Genomic DNA, 23,408 nt, shown 5'->3' with positions numbered 1-23,408 from the left:
CTTTCTGGAAGGGCGGCTCTGGAGAGGGGCCTGGATTCATTATAGGAAACAGGAGAGGGCTCTGCGTTACTTTTTCGTGAAATTCTTGTTAATTCCTTTTTTTATGTGGCGCAATGCGAAGGGAAATTTCGAATCGTCTTGAAGCATCGCGCGCGAATTGCTATACTGGAAGAAACTGTAAGAATCTGTGGAATTGCGCGCAAATGCGGACGGCAATCAAAAAGGGGAGTTCTTCTATGGAGAGAGTGGCAATCATCGATATGGGCTCGAATTCGATCCGCTTCATCGTCATGCAGGTGGCGGACAACAAGTCGTATCACCTCGAATATCAGCAGAAAGAGGCTATCCGTCTCGGCCGCGGCATGTCGGAGACGGGCAAGCTCAATCCGGAGGGCGTGGAGCGCGCCCTTGCATGCCTGCACGTCTACAAGCACATGATGGAAGTCATGCAGGTCACGAAGTGCATCGCCGTCGCGACGGCGGCCGCGCGCAATGCCTCAGATGGCGAGGCGTTCATCGAGCGCATCAAGCAGGAAACGGGCATCGAGATCGAGGTCATCTCGGGTGAGCGCGAGGCGTACCTCGGCTACCTCGGCGTCGTCAACACAATCGACGAGCGCAACTACGTGCAGTTCGACCTCGGCGGCGCTTCCATCGAAGTCTCGCTCGTGCGCGACCGCAAGATCGTCGAGTCCGTCTCCGTGCCAATCGGCGCCGTGACGGTCACGGATGCCTTCAACCTCGGTGACAAGGTGACGCCTGCGGCCATCGAGCGCTGCTGCGCATTCGTGCGGAGAAAATACGAGGAGATGATCCCGTGGGCCGAGGGACTCAACCTGCCCGTCATCGGCGTCGGCGGCACCGTCCGAAACCTCGCGAAGATGGACCAGGCGCAGACGAACTACCAGCTCTCGCGCATCCACAACTACATCATCCCGCGCCGCCGCTTCGAGGAGACGTACACGAGTATCATCAAGTCGAACCTCTCGAGCCGCAAGCGCATGAAGGGACTCTCGTCAGAGCGTGCCGACCTCATTGTCGCCGGTGCCATCATCATCAACACGCTCATGGAGTTCACGGGCGGTCAGAACATCATCGTCTCGGGCTGCGGCCTGCGCGACGGCGTCTTTTTCGAGTACTACGGCGAGACGTATGGCTACGGCGATGGCTATAAGGGCCCGATCATCCCGGATGTGCTGCAGGAGAGTGTGCACAATTACCTCTTGAGCGCCGACCGCCGCATGGAGCACCTCGAGCGCGTGCGCACGCTTGCGCTGAGCCTCTTTGACCAGCTCAAGCGCTCGCACGGCGGGACGCGGCGCGACCGCAGCCTGCTGGAGGTCGCAGCCTGGCTGCATGACTCGGGCAAGGTCGTCAACTACTACGACCACGCGCGCCACTCGGCCTTCATCATCGCACATGCGCCACTCTACGGCATGCGCCAGCTCGAGCAGCTCCGGGCTGCATTCATCGCGGGCTTCCACCACGGCATCAGCAACAAGATCATGCGGGCTTACCGATACGGCATGATGCTGACGCCGGAGGATTGGAAGAAGGTGCGCCGGCTCTCGCTTCTCCTGGCACTCGCCGAAGCGTCCGATGTGACGTACGAGGGCGTCGTGCGCAGAATCGACGTCGCCGACGACGAAGAGGCCGTCGTGCTCTCGCTGCGCGGCAAGAAGGGCGAAGATCACAGCGCGGCAGAGTTCGAGATGAAGTCGTACTGCAAGCAGTTCAAGAAGGAGTACGGCAAGCCGCTGATCATCATGTGGCAGAAGGGCTGATCAGTGACCAGTTGACAAGTCACGTGACTTTTGCTAGACTCGTAGATAGCAATGAGGAAGAAGAGTAATCTCAGCAGTCAGCGAGACGGCGATGGTGTGAGGCAGTCAATGAGATGAACGGCACTTCGGAGCGCAATCCCATAATTTGAGCGGGCTTTCCTTCTGGAAGCCAATCAGGGTGGAACCGCGGTACTTGAAAGACAAGTCTCGTCCCTGTAACGTTACGTTGCAGGAACGAGATTTTTATTTGTTTCTGTGACATTCGAAATGGTGAAAAGGAGTTGTTCCCATGAAATTTCAGGAAATCATCCTGGCCCTGCAGAAATTCTGGTCGGAGCAGGGCTGCATCCTGGCAGAACCGTATGATGTCGAGAAGGGCGCCGGCACGATGAACCCGTCGACGTTCCTGCGCGTGCTCGGCCCCGAGCCGTGGCACGTCGCCTACGTCGAGCCGTCGCGCCGCCCGGCCGATGGCCGCTACGGCGATAACCCGAACCGCCTCTATCAGCACCACCAGTTCCAGGTCATCATGAAGCCGTCGCCGGACAACATCCAGGAGCTCTACCTCGAGAGCCTCGAGCGCCTCGGCATCGACCCGAAGCAGCACGACATCCGCTTCGTCGAGGACAACTGGGAGTCGCCGACGCTCGGCGCCTGGGGCCTCGGCTGGGAAGTCTGGCTCGACGGCATGGAGATCACGCAGTTCACGTACTTCCAGCAGGTCGGCAGTCAGGACATCAAGCCGGTCGCCTCGGAGATCACGTACGGCCTCGAGCGCCTCGCGATGTACATCCAGGGTGTCGAGAACGTCTACGACATCCAGTGGACGGATGACTACACGTACGGCGATGTCTTCCACCAGAACGAGTACGAGCAGTCGGTCTACGCCTTCGACCTCTCGGATGAGGCGCTGCTCTTCGACCTGTTCGACAAGTACGAGAAAGAGGCTGTGCGCGTCATCGACAAGGGCTATGTCCATCCGGCCTACGACTACGTGCTCAAGTGCTCGCATACGTTCAACCTGCTCGATGCGCGCGGTGCCATCTCCGTCTCGCAGCGTGCCGCTTTCATCGGCCGCGTGAGAAAGCTCGCGCGTCTCTGCGCAGAGTGCTATCTGAAACAGCGTGAGGAGCTCGGCTATCCGATGCTCCACAGAGGGGAGAAGTGAGCATGGCTAAAGATCTGTTATTTGAAATCGGCACGGAAGAAGTTCCGGCCCACGTAATGCCGGGCACACTCGCCCAGCTCAAGGAGAACGCCGAGAAGGCACTGAACGAGAACCGCATCGCCTTCACGGCCATCCGCACGCTCGGCACGCCGCACCGCACGGCACTCATTGTCGAGGGAGTCGCGGAGAAGCAGGAAGATGTCGCGAGCGAGAATCGCGGCCCGTCCGTCAAGATCGCCTTCGATGCGGACGGCAATCCGACGAAGGCTGCGCAGGGCTTTGCGCGTGGCCAGCACGTTGACCCGAAAGACCTCGTCGTCAAGGACGGCTATGTCTACGCGGAAGTCCACGAGGAGGGCCAGCCGACGGCAAAGATCCTCGAAACGCTGCTGCCAGAGCTCGTCTGCGGCCTCTCGTTCCCCAACAACATGCGCTGGGGCGACCTCGACTTCAAGTTCATCCGCCCGATCCGCTGGTTCGTCGCGCTCTACGGCTCCGATGTCATCCCGTTCGAGCTCGCAAACGTCAAGTCGGGCCGCACGTCGCGCGGCCACCGTTTCCTCTCGCAGGGCGACTTCGAGATTGCCGATGCGAAGAGCTACGAGAAGGCCTGCGAGGAGAACTTCATCATCGTCGACCAGGACAAGCGCAAGCAGATGATCCGCGAGCAGATCGAGGCCGTCGCCAAGGCGAATGGCGGCCAGGCCGAGATCACGGAAGACCTCTTAGAAGAGGTCCTCTACCTCGTCGAGTATCCGACGGCGCTTTGCGGCAACTTCGAGGAGAAGTACCTGCAGCTGCCGCCGGAGGCCGTCATCACGCCGATGCGCGACCATCAGCGCTACTTCCCGGTAAAGACGGCTGACGGCAAGCTGCTGCCGCTCTTCATCACGGTCCGCAACGGTGGCAAGGAATACCTCGAGACGGTCCAGCACGGCAATGAGCGCGTCCTGCGCGCCCGCCTCGCCGATGCGCAGTTCTTCTTCGACGAAGACCGCAAGAAGAGCCTTGAAGAGCATCGCGAGAAGCTCAAGACGGTCGTCTTCCAGCAGGGCCTCGGCACGATGTACGAGAAGACGGAGCGCCTCGAGAAGCTCGCTTCTTTCATCGCTGATGCCATCGGCGCCGACGAGAAGGACCACAAGCACGCCAAGCGCGCCGCCATCCTCTCGAAGGCCGACCTCGTCACGGGCATGGTCACGGAGTTCACGGAACTGCAGGGGATCATGGGCCGCGAGTACGCGAAGCTCGACGGCGAGTGCGAGAAGGTCGCCATTGCCATCGACGAGCACTACAAGCCGCGCTTTGCCGGTGACAGCCAGCCGCAGACGACGGCCGGCCGCATCGTGAGCCTGGCCGACAAGATCGACACGATCGTCGGCACGTTCAGCCTCGGCAAGATCCCGACGGGCTCGCAGGATCCTTTTGCACTGCGCCGCCAGGCACTCGGCCTCGTCAACATGATCATCGAGGCCAAGTATCACCTGAGCCTCGCATCCATCGTCGCGAAGGCCATGGACCTCTACGCCATCGAGGATGAGAAGGCACGCGCGAAGATGCAGCAGGATGTGGCAGACTTCATCCGCCTGCGCCTCAAGAATGTCCTCGAGTCCATCCGCTACGACGTCGTCGACGCCGTGCTCGCAGATGTCGACGACATCTACGCCGTCTCGCTGCGCGCAAAGGCCGTGGCAGACTATGTGGCATCTGCCGATGCTGCAGCAGGCATCCAGGCATTTGTCCGCGTGGCCAACCTCGCCAAGAAGGCGGAGTCCGCCGAAGTCTCGGCAGAGCTCTTCCAGACGGATGCAGAGCGCACGCTCTTCGCCGCCTACGAGAAGGCAGCTGCAGCTGTCGAGGCAGATATCGCTTCTGAGGCATATGCGGAGGCTATCCGTGCCCTCGCGGCACTCGCCGCTCCGATCGACGCGTTCTTTGCAGACGTCATGGTCATGGACAAGGACGAGGCCATCAAGAACAACCGCCTCGGCCTGCTCAAGAGCATCGATGCAATCGTAGGCCGCGTCGCCGATTTCACGAAGATCGTCCTCGCGTAACGAGCAGAACGGGACACTGGTAAAAAAATGAAGAAGGACCTGACAGCCAGTCGGTGCTGGCTGCCAGGCCCTTCTTTTTGTTCTCTGGATAGCATTTTCTGCGGTGCTCAGGCGATCTTGTTCTTGTTGAAGTCGTACTCGAGGTGGACGAAGGCCTTCTCGCCGTCGCTGTCGATGTAGAGCACGTGGCCGTCGAAGACGCCAATCTTGTCCTGCCAGCGGTACTCGATTGAGTCGCTGTCGATGGCGAGACCGGGGCGCTTGAGCTTGCAGCGCGTGCCGAAGAAGTAGGCCTGCCCCTCGAAGGGGCGCGCGTAGATCGCCTCGCTGCAGAAGATGTTCTCGCCGTCGATGAGGCGCGCTGTGCCCTGCGTCCAGATGGCGCTGAGGTCGCTGGTGATCTGCGCCTCGTCCGCTGTGATCAGGCGGTCGCCGAGATGGATCTGCACACTGCCGTGGCAGATGTAGCGGCCCGTCTTCTCGTCGTACTGCACGGAGCGGGCGGAGATGGCGGGCTGCTCGCCCTGCATGAAGGAACTGACGGGATGGACTTCTGTGACATCAGCAACTTCCATATCTTTCGTGACAGGCTGTGTGCCCTCGGCGGCAGCGGGCGCGGTCAGGCCGATGAGCAGGCCGAGTGCTGTGGCGAGTATATCGCATGATTTGAGCAAGAGGATCACCTCGTAGAAGATTTCGATGATTCTATTCTACTCCTGCCATTCACATTTTGCAAAATCACAAGAAAAGCGAGGCAGGAAGCAGGAAATTCCGCGCTGTGCGCGTAATATATAATTATATGACAAAAGCGTGGATTTGTCACCACTTGTCAATCGATTCTCTTCATGGAAGGGGAAGGAGAGGGGAATGGCCTTGAATATCCGGGAACGGACAGAAGAACTTGAGTACGCGTACCTGGCGCCGCAGGCGGCCAAGAGCCGCGCTGCCAGGCGCAAGGAGAAAGGCGAGGAGTGCGCGCTGCGCACGAGCTTCCAGCGCGACCGCGACCGCATCCTGCACTCCAAATCCTTCCGGCGGCTCAAGCACAAGACACAGGTCTACATCGTGGCGGGCGACCACTACCGCACGCGCATGACGCACAGCCTGGAAGTCGCGCAGATCTCGCGGACTATTGCGCGCGGACTGCGCCTCAACGAGGACCTCGTCGAGGCCATCGCCATCGGCCACGATGTCGGCCACACGCCTTTTGGACATGCGGGCGAGTCGGTGATGGCGGAGCTCGCGGGCCACTTCGCCCACAACGAGCAGAGCCTGCGCGTCGTCGAGTTCCTCGAGAAGGGCGGCAAGGGGCTGAACCTGACCTACGAGGTCAAGGATGGCATCGTCAATCACACGGGGCCTCACCTGCCGAAGACCTTGGAGGGGCGCATCGTGCGCACGGCCGACCGCATCGCCTACCTGACGCACGACTACGATGACAGCCTGCGCGCGGGCCTGCTGAGGGAAGGAGACCTGCCCGCAGCCGTCTACGAGCGCTTTGGCCGGGACACCTCTTCGATGATTACGAGCATGGTTTCAGACATGATCGAGAGCTCGGCAGACCTCACGGACATCCGCCAGTCGGATGAGGTGCGCGAGACGATGGACCTCTTCAGGAGTTTCATGTTCGAGCACATCTATCTGTCCGACGCGCTCGCGCATGAGCGCCGCCAGGCGGGCTTCATGCTGCGCCAGCTCTACGCGCACTTCCTCGCGCATCCAGAGGAGCTCCCGCAGGAGTTCTGCGAGCGCGAGGCGCGCTGGGGCCGCCAGCAGATCGTGACGGATTACGTCGCGGGGCTCACGGACAGCTACGCCGTGCAGCTCTTCTCGGAGATCTTCATCCCGCCCGTCGGGCGCGTCATCCGCTACAGCCGATGACAGCTGTGTGCCAGGAAATTTTCGGGATGAAAAAGGATATTGGGAGTTTTTGCGGAATATATATCTGAAAAACCTGCGTGGAGTGCATGCCCGTCACTTTGTCAAGGGGCTGGACGAGTTTTTTATCCGCGCGAAGAAGGTTTTTTCCAGATGACAGCGAATATACTAGAGTGTCACTCCGGTGTGTGCCGTCAGGCTCCAGCGGAGGACGGGAGGATGGAATCAATTGGAACGAATGCGGAATGAGGCGATGGACGCCTTCGTCGAGCGCGTGAGCGAGAACACAGACATCGTGCGCATCGTGCAGAGCTACGTCCCGCTTAAGCGCCGGGGCAATCGCTACTGGGGGTGCTGCCCGTTCCATCACGAGAAGACGGCATCCTTCTCTGTCGTACCCGATAAGGGCTTCTTCTACTGCTTCGGCTGCCATGCCGGCGGCAATGCGTTCAAGTTCATTTCGCTTATCGAAAACATCTCGTATTTTGACGCGATCAAGCTGCAGGCAGAGAAGCTGGGCATCCCCTTGCCGGAGCGGAAGAGGAGTCCGCAGGAGATCGCGCGAGAACGCGAGATACAGGACTTGCGCAAGGTCAATGAGCTCGCGCGCGACTTCTTCCACAACTGCCTGACGATGACGCGCATGGGGGAGCGGGGCAAGGCCTACTTCGCCGGGCGCGGCATCCGTCAGGAGACGATCGAAGAGTTCCAGCTCGGCTATGCACCGCCTGCCTGGGATAAGTTGTCCACGGCTTTTCTCAAACGTGGAATCAAGCAGGAGTTTTTGCTGGCAAGCGGCCTGTCTGCCGAGCGCAAGCAGGGCAGCGGCCTCTACGACCGCTTCCGCGGGCGCGTGATCATCCCCATAGCGGATGAGCGCGGCCGTGTCGTCGGCTTCGGCGGCCGCGTCCTCGACGATTCGACGCCGAAGTACCTCAACACGCCGGAGACGGTCCTCTTCAACAAGAGGAAATTGCTCTTCGGCCTCGACCGCTCGCACCGCGCCATCCAGCAGGAGGGCCGTGCCATCGTCGTTGAGGGCTACATGGATGCGATATCCGTGTTCGATGCCGGTGTGCACAATGTCGTCGCATCACTCGGCACATCGTTCACACCGGAGCACGCGAAGAAGCTCCTGCACTATGCGCCGGAAATCTGCTTCTGTTACGACAGTGACGAGGCGGGCCAAAAGGCAACGATACGCGCGCTCACCATCGTGCGCGACACAGGGGCCCGCGTCCGCGTCATCGTCGTGCCGGACGGCAAGGACCCGGATGAATTCATCCGCAAGCACGGAGCCGATGCATTCCGGGAGCTCGTGCGGCAGGCGCTGCCGCTTGTGGAGTACCGGCTGCGCTACGTTCTCTCGCACACGAACTACGACACGCTCGACGGCAAGGTCAAGGCACTCCATGAGATGATGCCCGTGCTCGCGGGCATCCACGAGTCGGCCGTGCGCAGCGAGTACGAGCGGAAGCTCGCGCAGGCGCTCATGCTCGATGAGGGCATCGTGCGCGAGGAGCTCCGGCACTACCGCCCCGAGGCGGAGGAGGCGCCTGCGCGCCAGCCCATCCGTCAGGCCATCGCGAAGCCCGACACGGCACTCAGGAAAGCGGGGCGCCTCGTCATCCGCATGGCCTGGCAGGATGCCGCCATCATCGCGCATCTCGAGACGATCGTGCCGCTTGCGGGCATACGCGACCCGGTCCAGCGCGAGATCCTGACCTTTCTCAAGGAGTCTGCCGAGGAGGGACGTCCGGTGGATGATATGAGTGCCGCGTCGCTGAGCGACGAGGCGGCGGCTGAGCTCTCGCGCTCGCTCGTCGAAGACCTCGGCGGGCGCGATGAGACAGGAGCTTACGATGATTCTCTGCGGGTGCTCCGCAAGGCATATCTCAATGCCCTCTACACGGAGCACAGCCGCAAGGCGAATGAATATGCGCAGAACGGCCAGCATGAGGCCTGCCTGCAGGAATTGAATGAGGTTAATAAGATCAAACATGAAATGGATGAATGGTGAATCACTTGGTAAAAGATGGATGGAACGTGTGGAAAGGAGGCAGTCGAATGGCTGAATCAAAGACAGCAAGTGCTGCCGGCAAGAGCCGCAGTTCTGAGATAGTGGAGAATCTCCTGGCCAAGGGCAAGAAGAACGGAGGTACTCTGACATACGGGGAGCTCATCGATGCGCTGCAGAAGCAGGACCTCACTCCCGATGAAATCGACACCATGTATGATACCTTCAGCAAGCGTGGCATCGAGATCGTCGATGACTCGCAGGACAATTCGAATGACGATGATGTGGACCTCGACAAGTCCGACGAGGACGTCGAGATCGACCTCTCTGTGCCAGAGGGTGTCAGCATCGATGATCCGGTGCGCATGTACCTCAAGGAGATCGGCCGCGTGCCCCTGCTGACGGCAGAAGAAGAGGTCGCGCTAGCCAAGCGCATGGAGGCCGGCGATGAAGAGGCACAGAAGCGCCTGGCTGAGGCAAACCTGCGCCTCGTCGTCAGCATCGCGAAGCGCTATGTCGGCCGCGGCATGCTCTTCCTCGACCTCATCCAGGAGGGCAATCTCGGCCTCATCAAGGCGGTCGAGAAGTTTGACTACAACAAGGGGTACAAGTTCAGTACGTACGCGACCTGGTGGATCCGCCAGGCCATCACGCGCGCGATCGCTGACCAGGCCCGCACCATCCGCATCCCGGTGCACATGGTAGAGACGATCAACAAGCTCATCCGCGTCTCGCGCCAGCTGCTGCAGCAGCTCGGCCGCGAACCGACCCCGGAGGAGATCGCGAAGGAGATGGAGATCGGCGTCGACCGCGTGCGCGAGATCATGAAGATCGCGCAGGAGCCAGTCTCCCTCGAAACGCCTATCGGCGAAGAGGAAGACTCGCATCTCGGCGACTTTATCGAGGACCAGGATGCGCCCGCTCCTGCCGATGCTGCCTCGTTCATGCTGCTCAAGGAACAGCTCGAGGATGTCCTCGACACATTGACGCCGCGTGAGGAGAAAGTCCTGCGCCTGCGCTTTGGCCTCGATGACGGCCGTGCGCGCACGCTCGAGGAAGTCGGCCAGAACTTCGGCGTCACGCGCGAGCGCATCCGCCAGATCGAAGCCAAGGCCCTGCGCAAGCTGCGTCACCCGAGCCGCAGCCGCAAGCTCAAGGATTTCTTAGACTGATTGCTGAAGACCAGAGTGATGATGCTCTGGTCTTTCTTTTGCGGAAAAAGATTTGTGCTCGCAGGGGAAAAATGAAAAAAGGTGTTGACAAAGGCGCCGGGACCCTCTATAATAATACCTGTTGTTGATATTCCTCGATAGCTCAGCCGGTAGAGCACCTGACTGTTAATCAGGCTGTCGCAGGTTCGAATCCTGCTCGAGGAGCCAATTGAACATCCAGGGTGTAACGCTTGTTACACCCTTTTTCTTGTGCTAAGCTTGTGCTAAGATAGAGGAAAACTGGAAGTATAGACGTCTATGAGGAGGGATTTTCATGAATCTGGGAGATCGCTTGCAGGCCGTGGCCGACTTCGTGCCGCAGGGCAGCCGCGTGGCTGACATCGGCACGGACCATGGCTACCTTGCGGTAGAGCTCGTGAAGTCGGGCAAGGCGAAGTTCGTCGTGGCGAGCGACAAGAACACAGGTCCCTACGAGGCTGCCGTGCGTACCGTCCGCGAGAATGGACTGGCGGACAACGTCATCTCGGTGCGCCTCGGGGACGGCCTCAAGAGACTCAAGCCCGGCGAGGTTGACACAGTCTGCATCGCCGGCATGGGCGGTGCGCTGATGGTCGAGATCCTCGAAGGCTCGCCTGATGTCGTCGAGACGCTTGACACACTCATCCTGCAGCCGCAGAGCGCGGCGCCGGAGTTGCGCCGCTGGATCTACCGCAAGCACTGGCACATCGAGGATGAATCGCTCGCGCTCGACGATGGGCGCATCTACGAGATCATCATGGCCAAGCGCGGCCGCCGCAAGATGCCGGAGCAGCTGATGCTCGAGATCGGTCCCGTCCTCTGGCAGAAGAAGCCGCCTCTCTTGCGCCATCACATCGAGGCCCTGCTCTTCCAGGAGCGCCGCGTCGCAGCGGGCATGGAGAAGAGCGATGCCGCGAAGAAGTCGAAGAAGTATCAGGCCGTCATCCGTCACATCAAGGAACTGGGGGAGCATCTGTCATGGTAAAATGTCAAGTTGTCATGGATGCGCTGGAGCGCATCGCGCCGCATCATCTCGCAGAGGATTGGGATAACCCGGGCCTGCTTGTCGGCAGCCCGGAGCGGCAGGTCAGCCGCATCCTCGTCGCGCTCGACGTCAGCGACATTGTCGTGCGCCAGGCCGTGCACGAAGGGGCAGAGATGATCGTCGCACACCATCCGCTGCTCTTCAAGCCGATCAAGAAGATCCGCACGGACGAGCCGCTCGGCCACCGCCTGCAGGTCCTCCTGCAGCACGACATCGCCGTGGCCGCCGCGCACACGAATCTCGACATCGCCCGCGGCGGCGTCAACGATGTGCTCGCGGAGGCCATCGGCCTCTCGAAGCTCTCGAGCTTCGTCATCACGCAGCAGGGCGAGGGCGGAGAGACCGAGAGTCTTGGCCGCATCGGCTCGCTGCCGCAGCCGATGGCGATCCGCGACTTCGCCAAGCAGGTCCGCGAGGCCCTGCCGACGGAGCATGTGCGCTTCGTCGACGCCGGCGACCGCCCGGTGCGCAAGGTCGCGCTCTGCAGCGGTGCCGGTGCGGAATTCGTGGATAGGGCCGCGATGATGGGGGCGGATGCCTACGTCACGGGCGATGTGCGCTACCACGATGCGCAGCGCGCCGCCGAGCTCGGCATGCACGTCATCGACGCTGGCCACTTCGGCACGGAGTTCCCCGTCGTCGCCACGCTCGTGAGCCGGTTGCGCGAAGAGCTGCGCGGCGAAGGCGAGGTCGAAGTCATCGCCGACCGCGAGTCGAAGGACTTCTTCTCGCTGGCCTGATATACGTTTCTCACATCTGCGCTTTTGCGCGAAAGGCTGCACTATGAATCAGAATCTCTGGCGCAAGCACGCCATGCGCTACTTCCAGATCACGCTCGGCTGCCTGCTCGTCTGCCTGGGCTTCAACCTCTTCCTGATCCCCGCACATCTCTTGACGGGCGGCATCAGCGGCGTGGCCCTGATCATCTACTACCTGATTGGCTTGCCCGTCGGCATGCAGAACCTCGTCTACAACCTGCCGATCCTCTACCTCGCCTACCGTGTCTTCGGCCGCCTCTACGCCGCGGACACGATCTTCGGCACGGTGGCGCTGTCGGTCTTCCTCGATGCGACGCACTTCCTCGTCGACTGGAGCATCTGCAGCGACCCGATGCTCAACTCCATCTTCGGCGGCGTGCTCGCTGGCGTCGGCTTCGGCATGGTCTTCCGCGCCAACGCGAACACGGGCGGCCTCGACGTCATCGCGGCCGTGGCCAAGAAGTACTACTCCCTCGATGTCGGCACGGTCGTCTTTATGCTGAACTTCCTGATCATCATGGGTTCGGTTGCGCTCTTCGGCGTCGAGGTCGCGCTGTTCAGTATCGTCTCCATTTACGTGACGGCGGAGCTGACGAACCGCGTGGCCGCCGGCCTCAACCGCGAGAAGTCCATCCTCATCGTCTCGCCGCAGGCCAAGGCCATCTGCAACGACATCATGGAGAACGTGCACCGCGGTGCGACGTTCCTCGACGGCCGCGGCGGCCTTGCGGAGGAACCGAAGAACATCCTGTTCGTCGTCGTGAGCCTCACGCAGGTCAGCCGCGTCAAGACCATCGTCAGCCATCACGACCCGCAGGCATTCATGATCGTCTCCGATACGTCGGAGGTCTCTGGCAAGGGCTTCACGCTCGCCTGCGAGAGCTACGAGGACGCGCGGCGCAAGTGGCAGCAGACGCACGAGAAGCAGCTCGAGTTCGAGCAGCTGCACGGCAGGCGCGAGAAGTAGTTGACGATACACGCAATCCCCGCTATAATAGGAGCATATGTAAACACGTAAATCCGAGGATGCAGAGCAGTAGGTGCAGGACGTCTCAAGAGAGCCGGCGGCAGGTGGGAGCCGGTGACGGGAAGCGCTGAACTCACTGCGGAGGAGCGGCCGGGGAGCCTTCGAGCGAAACGGCCGACGCCTGCCACGTTACGGCACCGAGAGGATGCTTTGGCATCAAGCAGGGTGGTACCGCGAATCATCGTCCCTGATCGTCACATGACGGTCAGGGATTTTTTAGTTTTAGGAGGCAATTGAGATGGAAAGATATTCGCCGCAGGACATCGAGTCGAAATGGCAGAAGAAGTGGGAAGAGGGCAAGGTCTACAAGACGGAGGCCGACGCTAGTCGCCCGAAGTACTACGCACTCGAGATGTTCCCGTATCCGTCGGGCAACCTGCACATGGGCCACGTGCGCAACTACGCCATCGGCGACGTCATGGCGCGCTACAAGACGATGGAAGGCTTCAACGTCCTGCACCCGATGGGCTTCGACTCCTTTGGCATGCCGGCCGAGAATGCGGCCATCAAGCACGGTGTCAAGCCGGCCGACTGGACGTACAGCAATATCGAGAACATGGAGAAGCAGCAGAAGAAGCTCGGCCTCTCCTACGACTGGGACCGCGAGGTCAAGACGTGCGATCCTTCGTACTACAAGTGGACGCAGTGGCTCTTCGAGCTCTTCTACAAGCGCGGTCTCGCCTACAAGAAGAAGGCATCGGTCAACTGGTGCGATACCTGCGGCACGGTCCTCGCGAACGAGCAGGTCATCGACGGCAAGTGCTGGCGCTGCGACCACGAGGTCCACAAGAAGGACCTCTCGCAGTGGTTCCTCAAGATCACGGATTACGCCGATGTCCTGCTGAAGGACCTCGACAAGCTCAAGGGCTGGCCGGAGCGCGTCAAGACGATGCAGGACAACTGGATCGGCCGCAGCGAGGGCTTGGAGTTCAATCTCGAGGCGCCGGAGCTCGGCACGTCGATCGCCGCCTACACGACGCGCCCCGACACGGTCTATGGCATCACCTTCCTCGCGCTCGCAGCTGAGCATCCGCTCGTCGACAAGATCTGCGAGAACAATCCGAAGGCCGAGGAGATCCAGGCCTTCGTCAAGCGCACGCGCAACCAGAGCGAGATCGAGCGCACGTCGAGCGAGTCCGAGAAGGAAGGTATCTTCACGGGCGCTTACTGCATCAACCCGTTCAACGGCAACAAGGTACAGATCTGGGTCACGAACTACGTCCTGGCTGACTACGGCACGGGCGCCGTCATCGGCGTTCCGTCGGAGGATTCGCGTGACTGGATGTTCGCGACGAAGTACGACATCCCGAAGATCATCACGCTGCAGCCGCGCGACCACGAGCTCAAGCTCGAGGAGATGACAGAGGCCTACACGGACAAGGACGGTGTGCTCGTCAACTCGGCTGAATTCACGGGCCTCGATATCAAAGAGGCCATGAAGGGCATCATGGACAAGGCCGAGAAGGAAGGCTTCGGCAAGCGCCGCGTCAACTTCCGCCTGCGCGACTGGCTCATCTCGCGCCAGCGCTACTGGGGTGCGCCGATCCCGGTCATCAACTGCCCGCACTGCGGCGAAGTCCTCGTGCCGGAAAAAGACCTGCCGGTCATGCTGCCAGAGGATGTCTCGTTTGACCAGGGCTCGCTGTCGCCACTGGCGTCGAGCGAGAGCTTCGTCCACTGCAAGTGCCCGAAGTGCGGCGCCGATGCGACGCGCGAGACGGACACGATGGACACCTTCATCTGCTCTTCGTGGTACTACCTGCGCTACACGGACCCGCACAACGACAAGGAGCCGTTCGCCAAGGACAAGGTCAATTATTGGGCGCCTGTCGACCAGTACATCGGCGGCATCGAGCACGCCATCCTGCACCTCCTGTACTCGCGCTTCTTCACGAAGGTCCTGCACGACGCCGGCCTCGTCGACTTCGATGAGCCGTTCACGAACCTCCTGACGCAGGGCATGGTCCTCAAGGACGGTTCGAAGATGTCGAAGTCGAAGGGCAACGTCGTCTCGCCGGAGGAGATCATCGCGAAGTACGGCGCCGACACGGCCCGCCTCTTCATCCTGTTCGCCGCACCGGTCGACCGCGACCTCGAGTGGAGCGACAAGGGCGTCGAGGGCTCGTACCGCTTCCTCAACCGCGTCTGGCGCATCCTCGGCCACTTCGAGGATGCCATCAAGGCGGGCAAGCCGGACTACGATGTCACGAAGCTCACGAAGGACGAGAAGGAACTGCGCCGCATCCTGCACGTGACGATCCGCAAGGTCACGGAAGATGTGCGCGACCGCTTCATGTTCAACACGGCCGTCTCTTCCATCATGGAGCTCGTCAATGCCTTTTACGCCTTCCAGGACAAGGAGATGAACGCCGGCCTCGCGCGCGAAGTCGCCGAGAATCTCATCAAGCTCCTGGCACCGTTTGCCCCGCACATCACGGAAGAGCTCTGGAGCCGCCTGTTTGAGGGCCAGGGCAGCGTCCATCAGCAGAAGTGGCCGGCATTTGACGAAGAGGCCACGAAGCTCGCGGAGGTCGAGATCGTCCTGCAGATCAATGGCAAGGTACGCGACAAGCTCATGATCCCTGCCGATACGGATCGCGAGGGCATGAAGAAGATCGCCATGGAACTGCCGCGCACGCAGGAACTCACGGACGGCAAGACGATCGTCAAGGTCATCTGTGTGCCGAAGAAACTCGTCAACATCGTCGTCAAGGGCTGACATTCAGGAGGGGTTCGCATGGCAAGGATTGTATTCTCGGACATCGACGGCACGCTGCTGACGGATGACAAGCGCGTCACCGAAAAGACGGAGCAGGCCGTCAAGGGCCTCGTGCAGCAGGGGATTCCCTTTGTACTCGTCTCGGCGCGCATGCCAGAGGCCATCTACCCGATCACTGAGGCGATGGGCGTCAAGATCCCGCTGATCTCTTACAGCGGTGCGCTCGTGCTGACGGAAGAGGGAGAGACGCTTTACAGCCTGACGATGAAGGCGGAGCACGCGGCAGCCTTCCTCGAGGCAGTCGAGGCGCACTTCCCCCAGGCGACCGTCAACTACTACGCCGGCCATCACTGGTACGTCAAGGACACGAGCAATCCGCGCGTCGCCTTGGAGATGAAGATTACGGGAGCCGTGGCCGAGAGGCGCTCCTTCGCGGACTGCCTGACTGAGGGCACCCTGCCGCACAAGATCCTGCTCATGATGGAGCCTGCGGACTGCGAGCGGGCTGAGCGGGAACTCCAGGCGCTGTTCCCGGCGCTCAATATCGTGCGCTCTGCGCCGCACCTGCTCGAGATCATGGATGCTTCCGTCAACAAGGCGAGCGGCATCGAGGTCATGCTGAAGCACTTCGGCCTCGAGGCGAGCGATGCGCTCTCGTTCGGCGACAACTACAACGACCTCGAGATGCTCCGCTATACAGGCGCGAGCGTCGCCATGGGCAACGCGCCGCAGCCGGTGAAGGAGGCCGCTGGCATTGTCACGACCTCCAACGAAGAGGACGGCATCTACGCGTACCTCAGCGAGCACCATCTGATTGGCTGAGCGCCGAAAACAAACATGCAAAAAAAATCGACTGACAGGAATCTGTCGGTCGATTTTTTTGTGCGTTCACTTGAGAAGGAGGTCGTTGATTTCCTTCTGGATGCGGTTCATGGAGTTGACCTCGAGCGCGTCGCTGTCGATGAGCTTCTGGATCTCCTGGTCGGCCAGCCTCATGGCCGCTACGTAGCGCGGGAAGCGGTAGGGGACGGTGCCTTCCTCGATGACCTGGCTGACGGCCAGCGGGCTGCGGCCTGTCCGGCCGCTGGCCTCCGCGCCGAAGAGCTCCTGTGGGGCGGCCTCCTCGATGATGCCGCGCCGCGTCGGCAGGGCCGCTGAAAGCGAGAGCAGCAATGTCTGGTTCTCCCTGTCGTGGCAGTATGCCTTGAGGAATTCCCAGGCGAGCTGACGTTCTTTCGTCTTGGCGCTGATGCCCATGAGCAGCGTCTGCACGGGCGAGGTGTTGCGCCCCTCCGGCCCGCGGGGCAGGCGGATGCAGTCCCACTCGAAGTCCGTGGCCTTCTTGATACGCCAGGGATAGGGCTTGTACGTGCGGTAGGCGGCGAAGTTGAAGGGGCGGAAGGCGACGTGGCCGATGTCGAAGTCGCGCTCCTGCACGACTTGGTTGCGCTGGAGCTGGTGCAGCGCGTTGGCGAAGCGCACGGCGCTCTCGATGCGCTCGTCGGTGAAATACGACGCCTTGCCGTCCTCGCGGAACAGCTCGGCCCCGCTCGTGACGGCGGCATCCTGCCAGTTGTAGCCGTAGGCGCCGAACTGGTCGAGGCGGCCGTCGCCGTCCGTATCGCGCGTGACCTTCTGGCAGATGGCGAGGAAGTCGTCCCAGGTCCAGTCGTCCTGCGGCATGGGGATGCCCTCGCGGTCGAGCAGCGTGCGGTTGACGAACATCAGGCGCGGCACGCATTCGGCGGGCAGGGCGTAGAGCGCGGCGTCATCTGCGCTGCGGCCGAAGGCGAGCGGAGCGGGGTAGAAGTCGTCGAGCGCGAAGGCATCGTCCTTCTTGGCGAGCGCATCGAGCGGCAGCAGGGCGCCGAGCCCTGCGTAGAGGTTGAAATCGTCCTGCGGGATCAGGAAGACGTCGGGCATCTCGCCGGCGAGCTCACGCCCCGCTAGCCATTCCGTGTAGTCGGACTTGCGGATGCCGCTCTGGTAGGTGACTTTGACGCCGGGGTGCTCCGCTTCGAAGCGCGCGATGACATGGTCGAGATAGGCGTAGCTCTCGCCCTGCGGCACGTCCCAATTGCTGCCGGCAAACGTCCCGACGCGCAGCTCGATGGCGCACGGCTCCATGAGATAGAGCGAGAAGAAGACGAAGGCGTACGCGACGAGCAGCAGCAAAGCAAAGGGAGAGCGCAGGCGACGCTTCCCGCTCATGGATGTACCTCTTCATTTGCAAGACCCGTCTGCACGGCCCAGATTGCGAGCTGCGTGCGGTCGCGCAGATTGAGCTTAGAGAGGGCTGAGGAGAGGCCGTTGCGGATGGTGCCGTCTGAGAGCGAGAGCTTTGCCGCGATTTCCTTGTTCGAGAGGCCGCGGCCGACGAGCAGCGCGATATTGCGCTCCGTGTGGCCGAGGACAGCGGCGTCCATCGTCTCCTCAGGCGAGGTCGTGAGGCTCGACTGTGCCATCTGGTTGAAGAACTTGACGACCTTCGTCACGATGCCCGGGTTGATCATGGCGCCGCCCTGCGCGACCGTGCGGATGGCCGCGCTGAGCTCCGGCACCGACACGCCCTTCAAGAGGTAGCCGCTCGCGCCGTACTTGAGGGCGTTGAAGACGTATTCGTCGTCGTCGAACGTCGTGAGGATGATGATGCGGACCTGCGGCCAGCGTTCTTTGACGGCGTGCGTCGCTTCCACGCCGTCGAGCTCCGGCATGCGCACATCCATGAGCACGACGTCAGGCAGTGCTTTCCTGCCCTTCTCGATGAGCTCGATGAGCTCGCGGCCGTTGCCTGCAAGCCCCGTGACTTCCATATCGGCATTGGCGCCCAGTACGATGCTGAGACTGTCGCGGATGAGCTCCTGGTCATCTGCAATCATGATCTTGATCTTGTCCATCATAAAAAGTTCGATGCCTCCTCATTTTCTGGCAGGATTGCCTCGAGTGTGAACCCGGAGTCGCTCCAGTAGCGGAGCTTGCCGTGCAGCAGGGCAAGGCGCTCCTGCATGTGGCGCAGGCCGAAGCCCTTCTCGAGCTCGGCGATGTCGGCGCCCTCGCCGTCATCGGCGAGCAGCAGGTAGATGGCGCCGCGCTTGGCGCCAATGGTGATCTCGAGGTGCTTGGCGTGGCCGTGGCGCCTTGCGTTCGTCATGCCTTCCTGCACGACGCGGTAGAGCACCTCTTCCTGGTCGGGGCGCAGGCGCTCGGGCCACTCGAGGACCTCGAAGTCGATCTTCATGCCGGTCGAGCTCGCGAATTCCTCCACCATGTTCGCGATGGCCTGCCGCAGCGGCAGGTGCTCGAGGTCGTCGGGCCGCAGCTTCTTGACGCTGCGGCGCACATCCTTGAGGCCGCGCAGGGCCGTCTCCTTTATTTTGACGAGCTGTTCCTTGGCCTTGTCGGGGGCGAGGTCGACGAGCAGCGCGGTGGCGTCGAGCCCCGCGGCGATGCCGGTCAGCGCGTGGCCGAGCGTGTCATGGATCTCGCGCGCGAGGCGGTTGCGCTCGCGCGTCTCGGCCATGGACTCCGCTTCGATCGCGTAGGCGCGCAGGCGCGTGTTCGCCTCTTCGAGCTGGGCGTTGAGGCTCGCGATGCGCTGCTTCTCCTGGTGGTTCTGGCGGATGAGCAGCGTCAGGTAGAAGACGAAGAGGATGAGGTTGAACGAGGCGAGGCCCGTGTGCATCAGGTGGATCCAGGACCGCGCAGACGGCGCGTAGTACGAGGTGTAGACGTCAAACGGCGTGACCTGATGCTCGAAGAACATCGCATTGTAGTCGACGATGGCGTAGAGGCCGAGCATGGCGCAGGTCAGCACGACGAGCTGGTGGCGGCCGGAATAGCGGTGCAGGAGGTCGGCGACGACGAGCAGCACGACGCCGTCGTAGGCGAGGTCGAAGCTGCGCAGCAGGACGATGCAGACGAAGATCTCTGCCGTGAGGCAGGCGTAGCGCATCGTCGGCATCATCTTGCCTTCGCGGTAGAGCCAGCCGAGCAGGGCGAGCAGCAGGAAGGCGCCGACTGAAGTGAAGAAGCCCGATACGGGCGGCAGCGGCACGCTCGACAGCTGCTCGAGGAAGGCGCGCGCGTGGAACGACCGGATGATCTTGTCCTGCGTGAGGCTCATGAAGGCGGCAGTCAGCGTGACGACCATGCCGTTGTAGATGATCAGGACGTCGTGCATCTGGTGCAGCTCGCTGGCGTCGAGCGCGCGCGCGAGGCGCTTGGCGCGGCGTAGGCTTGTGTCGCTCATTCAATCCCACTCCTTTGTCTTGGCGGGCGTCAGGTTTTCCTGCGTCCATAGATGGGTTGGCAGCTGGATCAGGCGGTCGACCGGCTCGCCGTCCAAGAGGCGGTAGGCCTGCTGTGCCGCTAGGCGGCCGATGCGGCGCGGCGACTGGGCCGCCGTCGCCGTCATGCGCCCCGCAAGGATCAGCTCCTTCGTCTCGGGGACGCCGTCGACGCCGTAGACGCGGAACGACTGCAGCCTGCCGCAGGACTCGAGCGCAGCCATAGCGCCGAGTGCAGATGGATCGTTGAGCGCCATGACAGTGTCGGCCTCGGGATGGCGGCTGAGCATCTCCTGCATGGCCGGCATGGCGCGCTCGAGCTGCCCGTCACACTCCGCCTCGTCGACGATGGTGAAGCCCGGATGGCCCGCGATCGTCTGCCGGAAGCCCGTGATGCGGTCGACGGCTGAGTGCGCACTGCTGTGCTTGAGAAGCAGGATGTTCGCGTGGTCAGCGTGCTGCAGGAGGTGCTCGGCGCAGGCGCGGCCGGCCGCGTAGTTGTCCGTCTCGATGGTCGAGGCGACAAAGTCGCTATCCTGGACATTTGTGTCGATCGTGATGACGGGGATGTGGGCTGCGCGCGCAGCTTCAAGCGCTGGCCCCATGCGCTCGAAGTCGACGGGGTTGAGGAAGATGACGGAGACGCCCTCGCGGATGAGGTCCTCGATCTCCTCGGTCTGCTTCTCGACCGAGAGCGCCGGGTCGCGCGAGAGCAGCACATCGCCGTGCTTCTCGACCTCCGTCCGGATCTCCTCGTCGATGATCTCGTAGAACGGGTTGTTGAGTGTCATGTAGACGGCGCCAAAGCGCTTCTGGTGTTCCTCCTGCTTCGCGCTGAGGTCGCGCTGCGGCGCATTGAGCGTGCCGAGGGCGAGGCAGACGATGATGATGGCCATCAGGAGGGCGATTGTCCGTATTTCCCGGATCATGGTAATTCCTTTCTTTTCAAGTGGGGCTAGAAAATCGTTGCTGTATTGATTATACCATAAGGGTCAGTCAATCAGGCCGCGCCGGCTGCGTATTTGGGCAAAAAATCCCGCAAAGACGTTTTTGGTCTTTGCGGGATGCTTGCATGAGCGGTATGGAATCAGGCTCTTGTTGCAGTCAGGCAATCAGGCGAACAGGCCGATTGCATAGCCGACGATGCCGAGGGCGAAGAGGCCCAGGATGATGATGAGCGGGTTGACGTTCTTGCGCAGGAGCCACATGCAGGCGAAGGTCATGAGCAGCGGCACGATGCCGGGCATGAGGCTGTCGAGGATGGTCTGGACCGTCGTTGTGACCTGCTCGCCGGCGCTGTTCGTGTAGCTCGAGAGCACGAGCGGCATGTTGACGGTCGTCCACTTGGCGACGAGGGCGCCCATGACGAGAAGTCCGAGGACGGAGGAGCCTTCCGTGAGGAAGCGCATCTTGTTGCCGCCCATCTCATCGACGAGCTCCGTGCCCTTCGAGTAGCCGTACATGACGCCGTACCAGTTCGTGGCGAGGCGGATGGCATTGAAGACGAGGAAGAAGATCAGCGGGCCCATGATGCTGCCCGTCAGGGCGATGCCAGCGCCGAGGGCCGCGAGGACCGGGCGCAGCGTGCCCCAGAAAATCGGGTCGCCGACGCCGGCGAGCGGGCCCATGAGGCCGACCTTGACGCCGGAGATTGTCTGGTCGCTGATGTCCGCGCCGTTGGCTTTCTTCTCCTCCATGGCGGCCGTGATGCCCATGATCGGCGTGGCGAGGAACGGCTGCGTGTTGAAGAATTCGAGGTGGCGCTTCATAGCGGCGGCCATTGCCGGCTTATCGTCCTTGTAGACCTTCCGCAGGGCCGGCAGCAGCGAGACGCAGAAGCCGATGGCCTGCATGCGCTCGAAGTTGAACGAGCCCAGGAGGAAGTTCGAGCGGATGAAGATGTTGATGAGATCTTTTTTGTTGAGTTTCTTTTCCATGATCGTGTTTTCCTCCTTCACCTTACATGAGATCGGAGTCGTCGATGTCATCGAGCCCCGTGCCGCCAGCTGCGCCAGGGCCGCCCGTCTTGGCGGCCTCTTCGATGGCGATGTCGCGCTGCAGGCCCTTGACGTGGAAGTAAGCAGCGATCAGGCCGATGGCGCCGAAGCCGATGAGGTTGACGTTCGTGAAGACGGCGACGAGGAAACCGAGGAAGAAGAACGGCATGAGCGATTTCGCGTTCATCATGTTGATGACCATCGCATAACCGACGACGACGATGAAGCCGCCGGCGACCTGCAGGCCGCGCGTGATGACTTCAGGGATCGAAGCGAGCATGGCGTTGACGGTGTCCGTGCCGGCGATGGCAGCGACGAGGGCAGCCGGTACAGCAACGCGGATGGCCTGCAGAAGGAGGCCGCCGAGGTGGCACATCTCAATGCCGAAGCCATTGCCCTCGAGGGCGAACTTATCGGCGAGGTGCTGGAAGAAGACGGTGATCGTGCGGACGAAGATCGTCAGGACCTGGCCTGCAGCGGCGAGCGGCACGGCAATCGCGATGCCGGCGCCGATGCTCTGGTGGCCGACGATGACGAGGATGGCGGAGACGACGGATGCGAGCGCGGCATCTGGTGCCATGGCTGCACCGACGTTCATCCAGCCGAGTGCGAGCATTTCAAGTGTACCGCCGAGGATGATACCGGTTGTGATATCGCCGAGCACGAGGCCGACGAGCGTGCAGGCGACGAGCGGGCGATGGAATTGTGCTTCGTCGAGGACCGACCCCATGCCGGCGACGGCTGCGACGAGGATGAGCAGGATGAACTGGATTGTAGTCATTTTGAATGTTCCCCCTTCAGGATATGGCGGCAGCCTCCCCAAGGCTGCCGCTTGTTTCATTTCCCAAAATCAGTCGGATCAGCCGCTCAGAGCAGGCCCTTTGCCTTGAGTGCTTCGATGGCGTCTTTCTTCGGCTCGTTGGCGAGCTTGCGGATCTCGACCTCGATGCCCATGTCGACGAGCTCCTTGATGGCAGCGGCGTCATCCTTGTTGACGGCGACGGCCTGCGAGATCAGCGTGTCGCCGTCCTTGTAGGTCATGCCGCCGAGGTTGACCGACTTGAACGGGATGCCGCCCTTGACGGCGCGCACGACATCGCGCGGATTCGTGAAGAGGAACAGCGTCTTGAAGGGCGCGTACTTCGGGTTCTTGTAGGCGGCGACGGCCTTCTCGACCGGGATGACGTACGCCTTGATGCCCGGAGGAGCGACCTGCAGCAGGAGCTTCTTGCGCAGCGTGTCCTGTGCGACTTCATCGTTGCAGCACATGATGCGGTTGCAGCCCGTGACCTTCGTCCATACAGTAGCGACCTGGCCGTGGATCAGGCGGTCGTCGATGCGGCAGAATGCGATTTCCATAATGAGTACCTCTCTTTCCTTGTACCGGAATAGCGGAGCAGTCTGAATCATTTCCGCTCGACTGCTTTATCTATCTGACAGTTCCTATAATACGATAAATCGAGAAGAAATACATTGGATATG

19 protein-coding genes, 1 tRNA gene and 1 other annotated feature are annotated in these 23,408 nt (G+C 61.6%); of the genes, 12 read left to right on the top strand and 8 right to left on the bottom strand.

Going from position 1 to position 23,408, the window contains the following annotated elements; translation table 11 throughout:
- Positions 1-236 precede the first annotated feature (236 nt).
- The 3 genes from ppx to glyS all read left to right on the top strand — a co-directional run bounded on the left by ppx (position 237) and on the right by glyS (position 5,009).
- Positions 237-1,784, top strand: coding sequence for an exopolyphosphatase (ppx, locus tag T518_RS00420; protein WP_036373572.1), 1,548 nt, complete (start codon positions 237-239; stop codon positions 1,782-1,784).
- 289 nt (positions 1,785-2,073) lie between these two features.
- Positions 2,074-2,952: a glycine--tRNA ligase subunit alpha gene (gene glyQ, locus T518_RS00415; protein ID WP_005841847.1), complete on the top strand. Its 879-nt coding sequence runs from the start codon at positions 2,074-2,076 to the stop codon at positions 2,950-2,952.
- Positions 2,953-2,954: 2 nt separating this feature from the next.
- Positions 2,955-5,009 carry a glycine--tRNA ligase subunit beta gene (gene glyS / locus T518_RS00410; RefSeq protein ID WP_036373564.1) on the top strand — a complete coding sequence of 685 codons (2,055 nt, stop codon included), beginning with the start codon at positions 2,955-2,957 and terminating at the stop codon, positions 5,007-5,009.
- Between the two features lie 107 nt (positions 5,010-5,116).
- Here the strand turns inward: glyS and T518_RS00405 are convergent, their stop codons facing one another.
- Positions 5,117-5,683, bottom strand: coding sequence for an LptA/OstA family protein (locus T518_RS00405; RefSeq protein ID WP_148485421.1), 567 nt, complete (start codon positions 5,681-5,683; stop codon positions 5,117-5,119).
- Between the two features lie 199 nt (positions 5,684-5,882).
- On the opposite strand from T518_RS00405, the gene T518_RS00400 reads away from it, so the two are divergent.
- From T518_RS00400 to T518_RS00360, 9 genes are all read left to right on the top strand, one after another.
- Positions 5,883-6,890, top strand: coding sequence for a deoxyguanosinetriphosphate triphosphohydrolase (locus T518_RS00400; protein ID WP_036374411.1), 1,008 nt, complete (start codon positions 5,883-5,885; stop codon positions 6,888-6,890).
- Between the two features lie 235 nt (positions 6,891-7,125).
- Positions 7,126-8,907 (top strand): DNA primase, encoded by a 1,782-nt coding sequence (dnaG, locus tag T518_RS00395; protein WP_036373558.1) that lies wholly within the window; start codon positions 7,126-7,128, stop codon positions 8,905-8,907.
- Between the two features lie 47 nt (positions 8,908-8,954).
- The gene (rpoD, locus tag T518_RS00390; RefSeq protein ID WP_036373556.1) at positions 8,955-10,076 is read left to right on the top strand and encodes an RNA polymerase sigma factor RpoD; all 1,122 of its coding nucleotides are present in this window, start codon (positions 8,955-8,957) and stop codon (positions 10,074-10,076) included.
- A 131-nt stretch (positions 10,077-10,207) separates the two neighbouring features.
- Positions 10,208-10,283 (top strand) — tRNA-Asn (locus tag T518_RS00385).
- Between the two features lie 106 nt (positions 10,284-10,389).
- Positions 10,390-11,079 carry a tRNA (adenine(22)-N(1))-methyltransferase gene (locus T518_RS00380; RefSeq protein ID WP_036373554.1) on the top strand — a complete coding sequence of 230 codons (690 nt, stop codon included), beginning with the start codon at positions 10,390-10,392 and terminating at the stop codon, positions 11,077-11,079.
- A complete protein-coding gene (locus T518_RS00375) occupies positions 11,073-11,879 on the top strand; it encodes a Nif3-like dinuclear metal center hexameric protein (protein WP_036373551.1) in 807 nt (268 codons plus the stop codon). Before T518_RS00380 ends, T518_RS00375 begins: the two co-directional genes overlap by 7 nt.
- Positions 11,880-11,922: 43 nt before the next feature.
- On the top strand, positions 11,923-12,864 hold the full coding sequence (locus tag T518_RS00370; RefSeq protein WP_036373548.1) for a YitT family protein: 942 nt from the start codon (positions 11,923-11,925) through the stop codon (positions 12,862-12,864).
- 47 nt (positions 12,865-12,911) lie between these two features.
- Positions 12,912-13,116, top strand: a binding site (T-box leader).
- A gap of 46 nt (positions 13,117-13,162) precedes the next feature.
- The gene (leuS, locus tag T518_RS00365; RefSeq protein ID WP_036373546.1) at positions 13,163-15,643 is read left to right on the top strand and encodes a leucine--tRNA ligase; all 2,481 of its coding nucleotides are present in this window, start codon (positions 13,163-13,165) and stop codon (positions 15,641-15,643) included.
- An 18-nt stretch (positions 15,644-15,661) separates the two neighbouring features.
- A complete protein-coding gene (locus tag T518_RS00360) occupies positions 15,662-16,465 on the top strand; it encodes a Cof-type HAD-IIB family hydrolase (protein WP_036373543.1) in 804 nt (267 codons plus the stop codon).
- Between the two features lie 66 nt (positions 16,466-16,531).
- Here T518_RS00360 and T518_RS00355 read toward each other — a convergent pair whose 3' ends face one another.
- The 7 genes from T518_RS00355 to T518_RS00325 all read right to left on the bottom strand — a co-directional run bounded on the left by T518_RS00355 (position 16,532) and on the right by T518_RS00325 (position 23,285).
- Positions 16,532-17,854 (bottom strand): ABC transporter substrate-binding protein, encoded by a 1,323-nt coding sequence (locus tag T518_RS00355; RefSeq protein WP_036373539.1) that lies wholly within the window; start codon positions 17,852-17,854, stop codon positions 16,532-16,534.
- Positions 17,851-18,543, bottom strand: a complete 693-nt coding sequence (locus T518_RS00350; protein WP_211248158.1) for a response regulator transcription factor — start codon at positions 18,541-18,543, stop codon at positions 17,851-17,853. The genes T518_RS00355 and T518_RS00350 overlap by 4 nt, the downstream gene beginning before the upstream one ends.
- Positions 18,540-19,892 carry a sensor histidine kinase gene (locus T518_RS00345; protein WP_081828371.1) on the bottom strand — a complete coding sequence of 451 codons (1,353 nt, stop codon included), beginning with the start codon at positions 19,890-19,892 and terminating at the stop codon, positions 18,540-18,542. The genes T518_RS00350 and T518_RS00345 overlap by 4 nt, the downstream gene beginning before the upstream one ends.
- Positions 19,893-20,858 carry a sugar ABC transporter substrate-binding protein gene (locus tag T518_RS00340; protein ID WP_036373537.1) on the bottom strand — a complete coding sequence of 322 codons (966 nt, stop codon included), beginning with the start codon at positions 20,856-20,858 and terminating at the stop codon, positions 19,893-19,895.
- A 183-nt stretch (positions 20,859-21,041) separates the two neighbouring features.
- Complete coding sequence (gene manZ, locus T518_RS00335) at positions 21,042-21,917, bottom strand: PTS mannose transporter subunit IID (protein ID WP_172674652.1); 876 nt, start codon at positions 21,915-21,917, stop codon at positions 21,042-21,044.
- Positions 21,889-22,707 (bottom strand): PTS mannose/fructose/sorbose transporter subunit IIC, encoded by an 819-nt coding sequence (locus T518_RS00330; protein WP_036373531.1) that lies wholly within the window; start codon positions 22,705-22,707, stop codon positions 21,889-21,891. Before T518_RS00330 ends, manZ begins: the two co-directional genes overlap by 29 nt.
- A gap of 86 nt (positions 22,708-22,793) precedes the next feature.
- On the bottom strand, positions 22,794-23,285 hold the full coding sequence (locus T518_RS00325) for a PTS sugar transporter subunit IIB (RefSeq protein ID WP_036373528.1): 492 nt from the start codon (positions 23,283-23,285) through the stop codon (positions 22,794-22,796).
- Positions 23,286-23,408: the final 123 nt, after the last annotated feature.

It is taken from the genome of Mitsuokella jalaludinii DSM 13811 (assembly GCF_000702905.1).
Classification (GTDB): Bacteria; Bacillota; Negativicutes; order Selenomonadales; family Selenomonadaceae; genus Mitsuokella; species Mitsuokella jalaludinii.
Note: the sequence above shows the minus strand (reverse complement) of the source record. Positions and strands in the feature narration are given on the sequence as shown.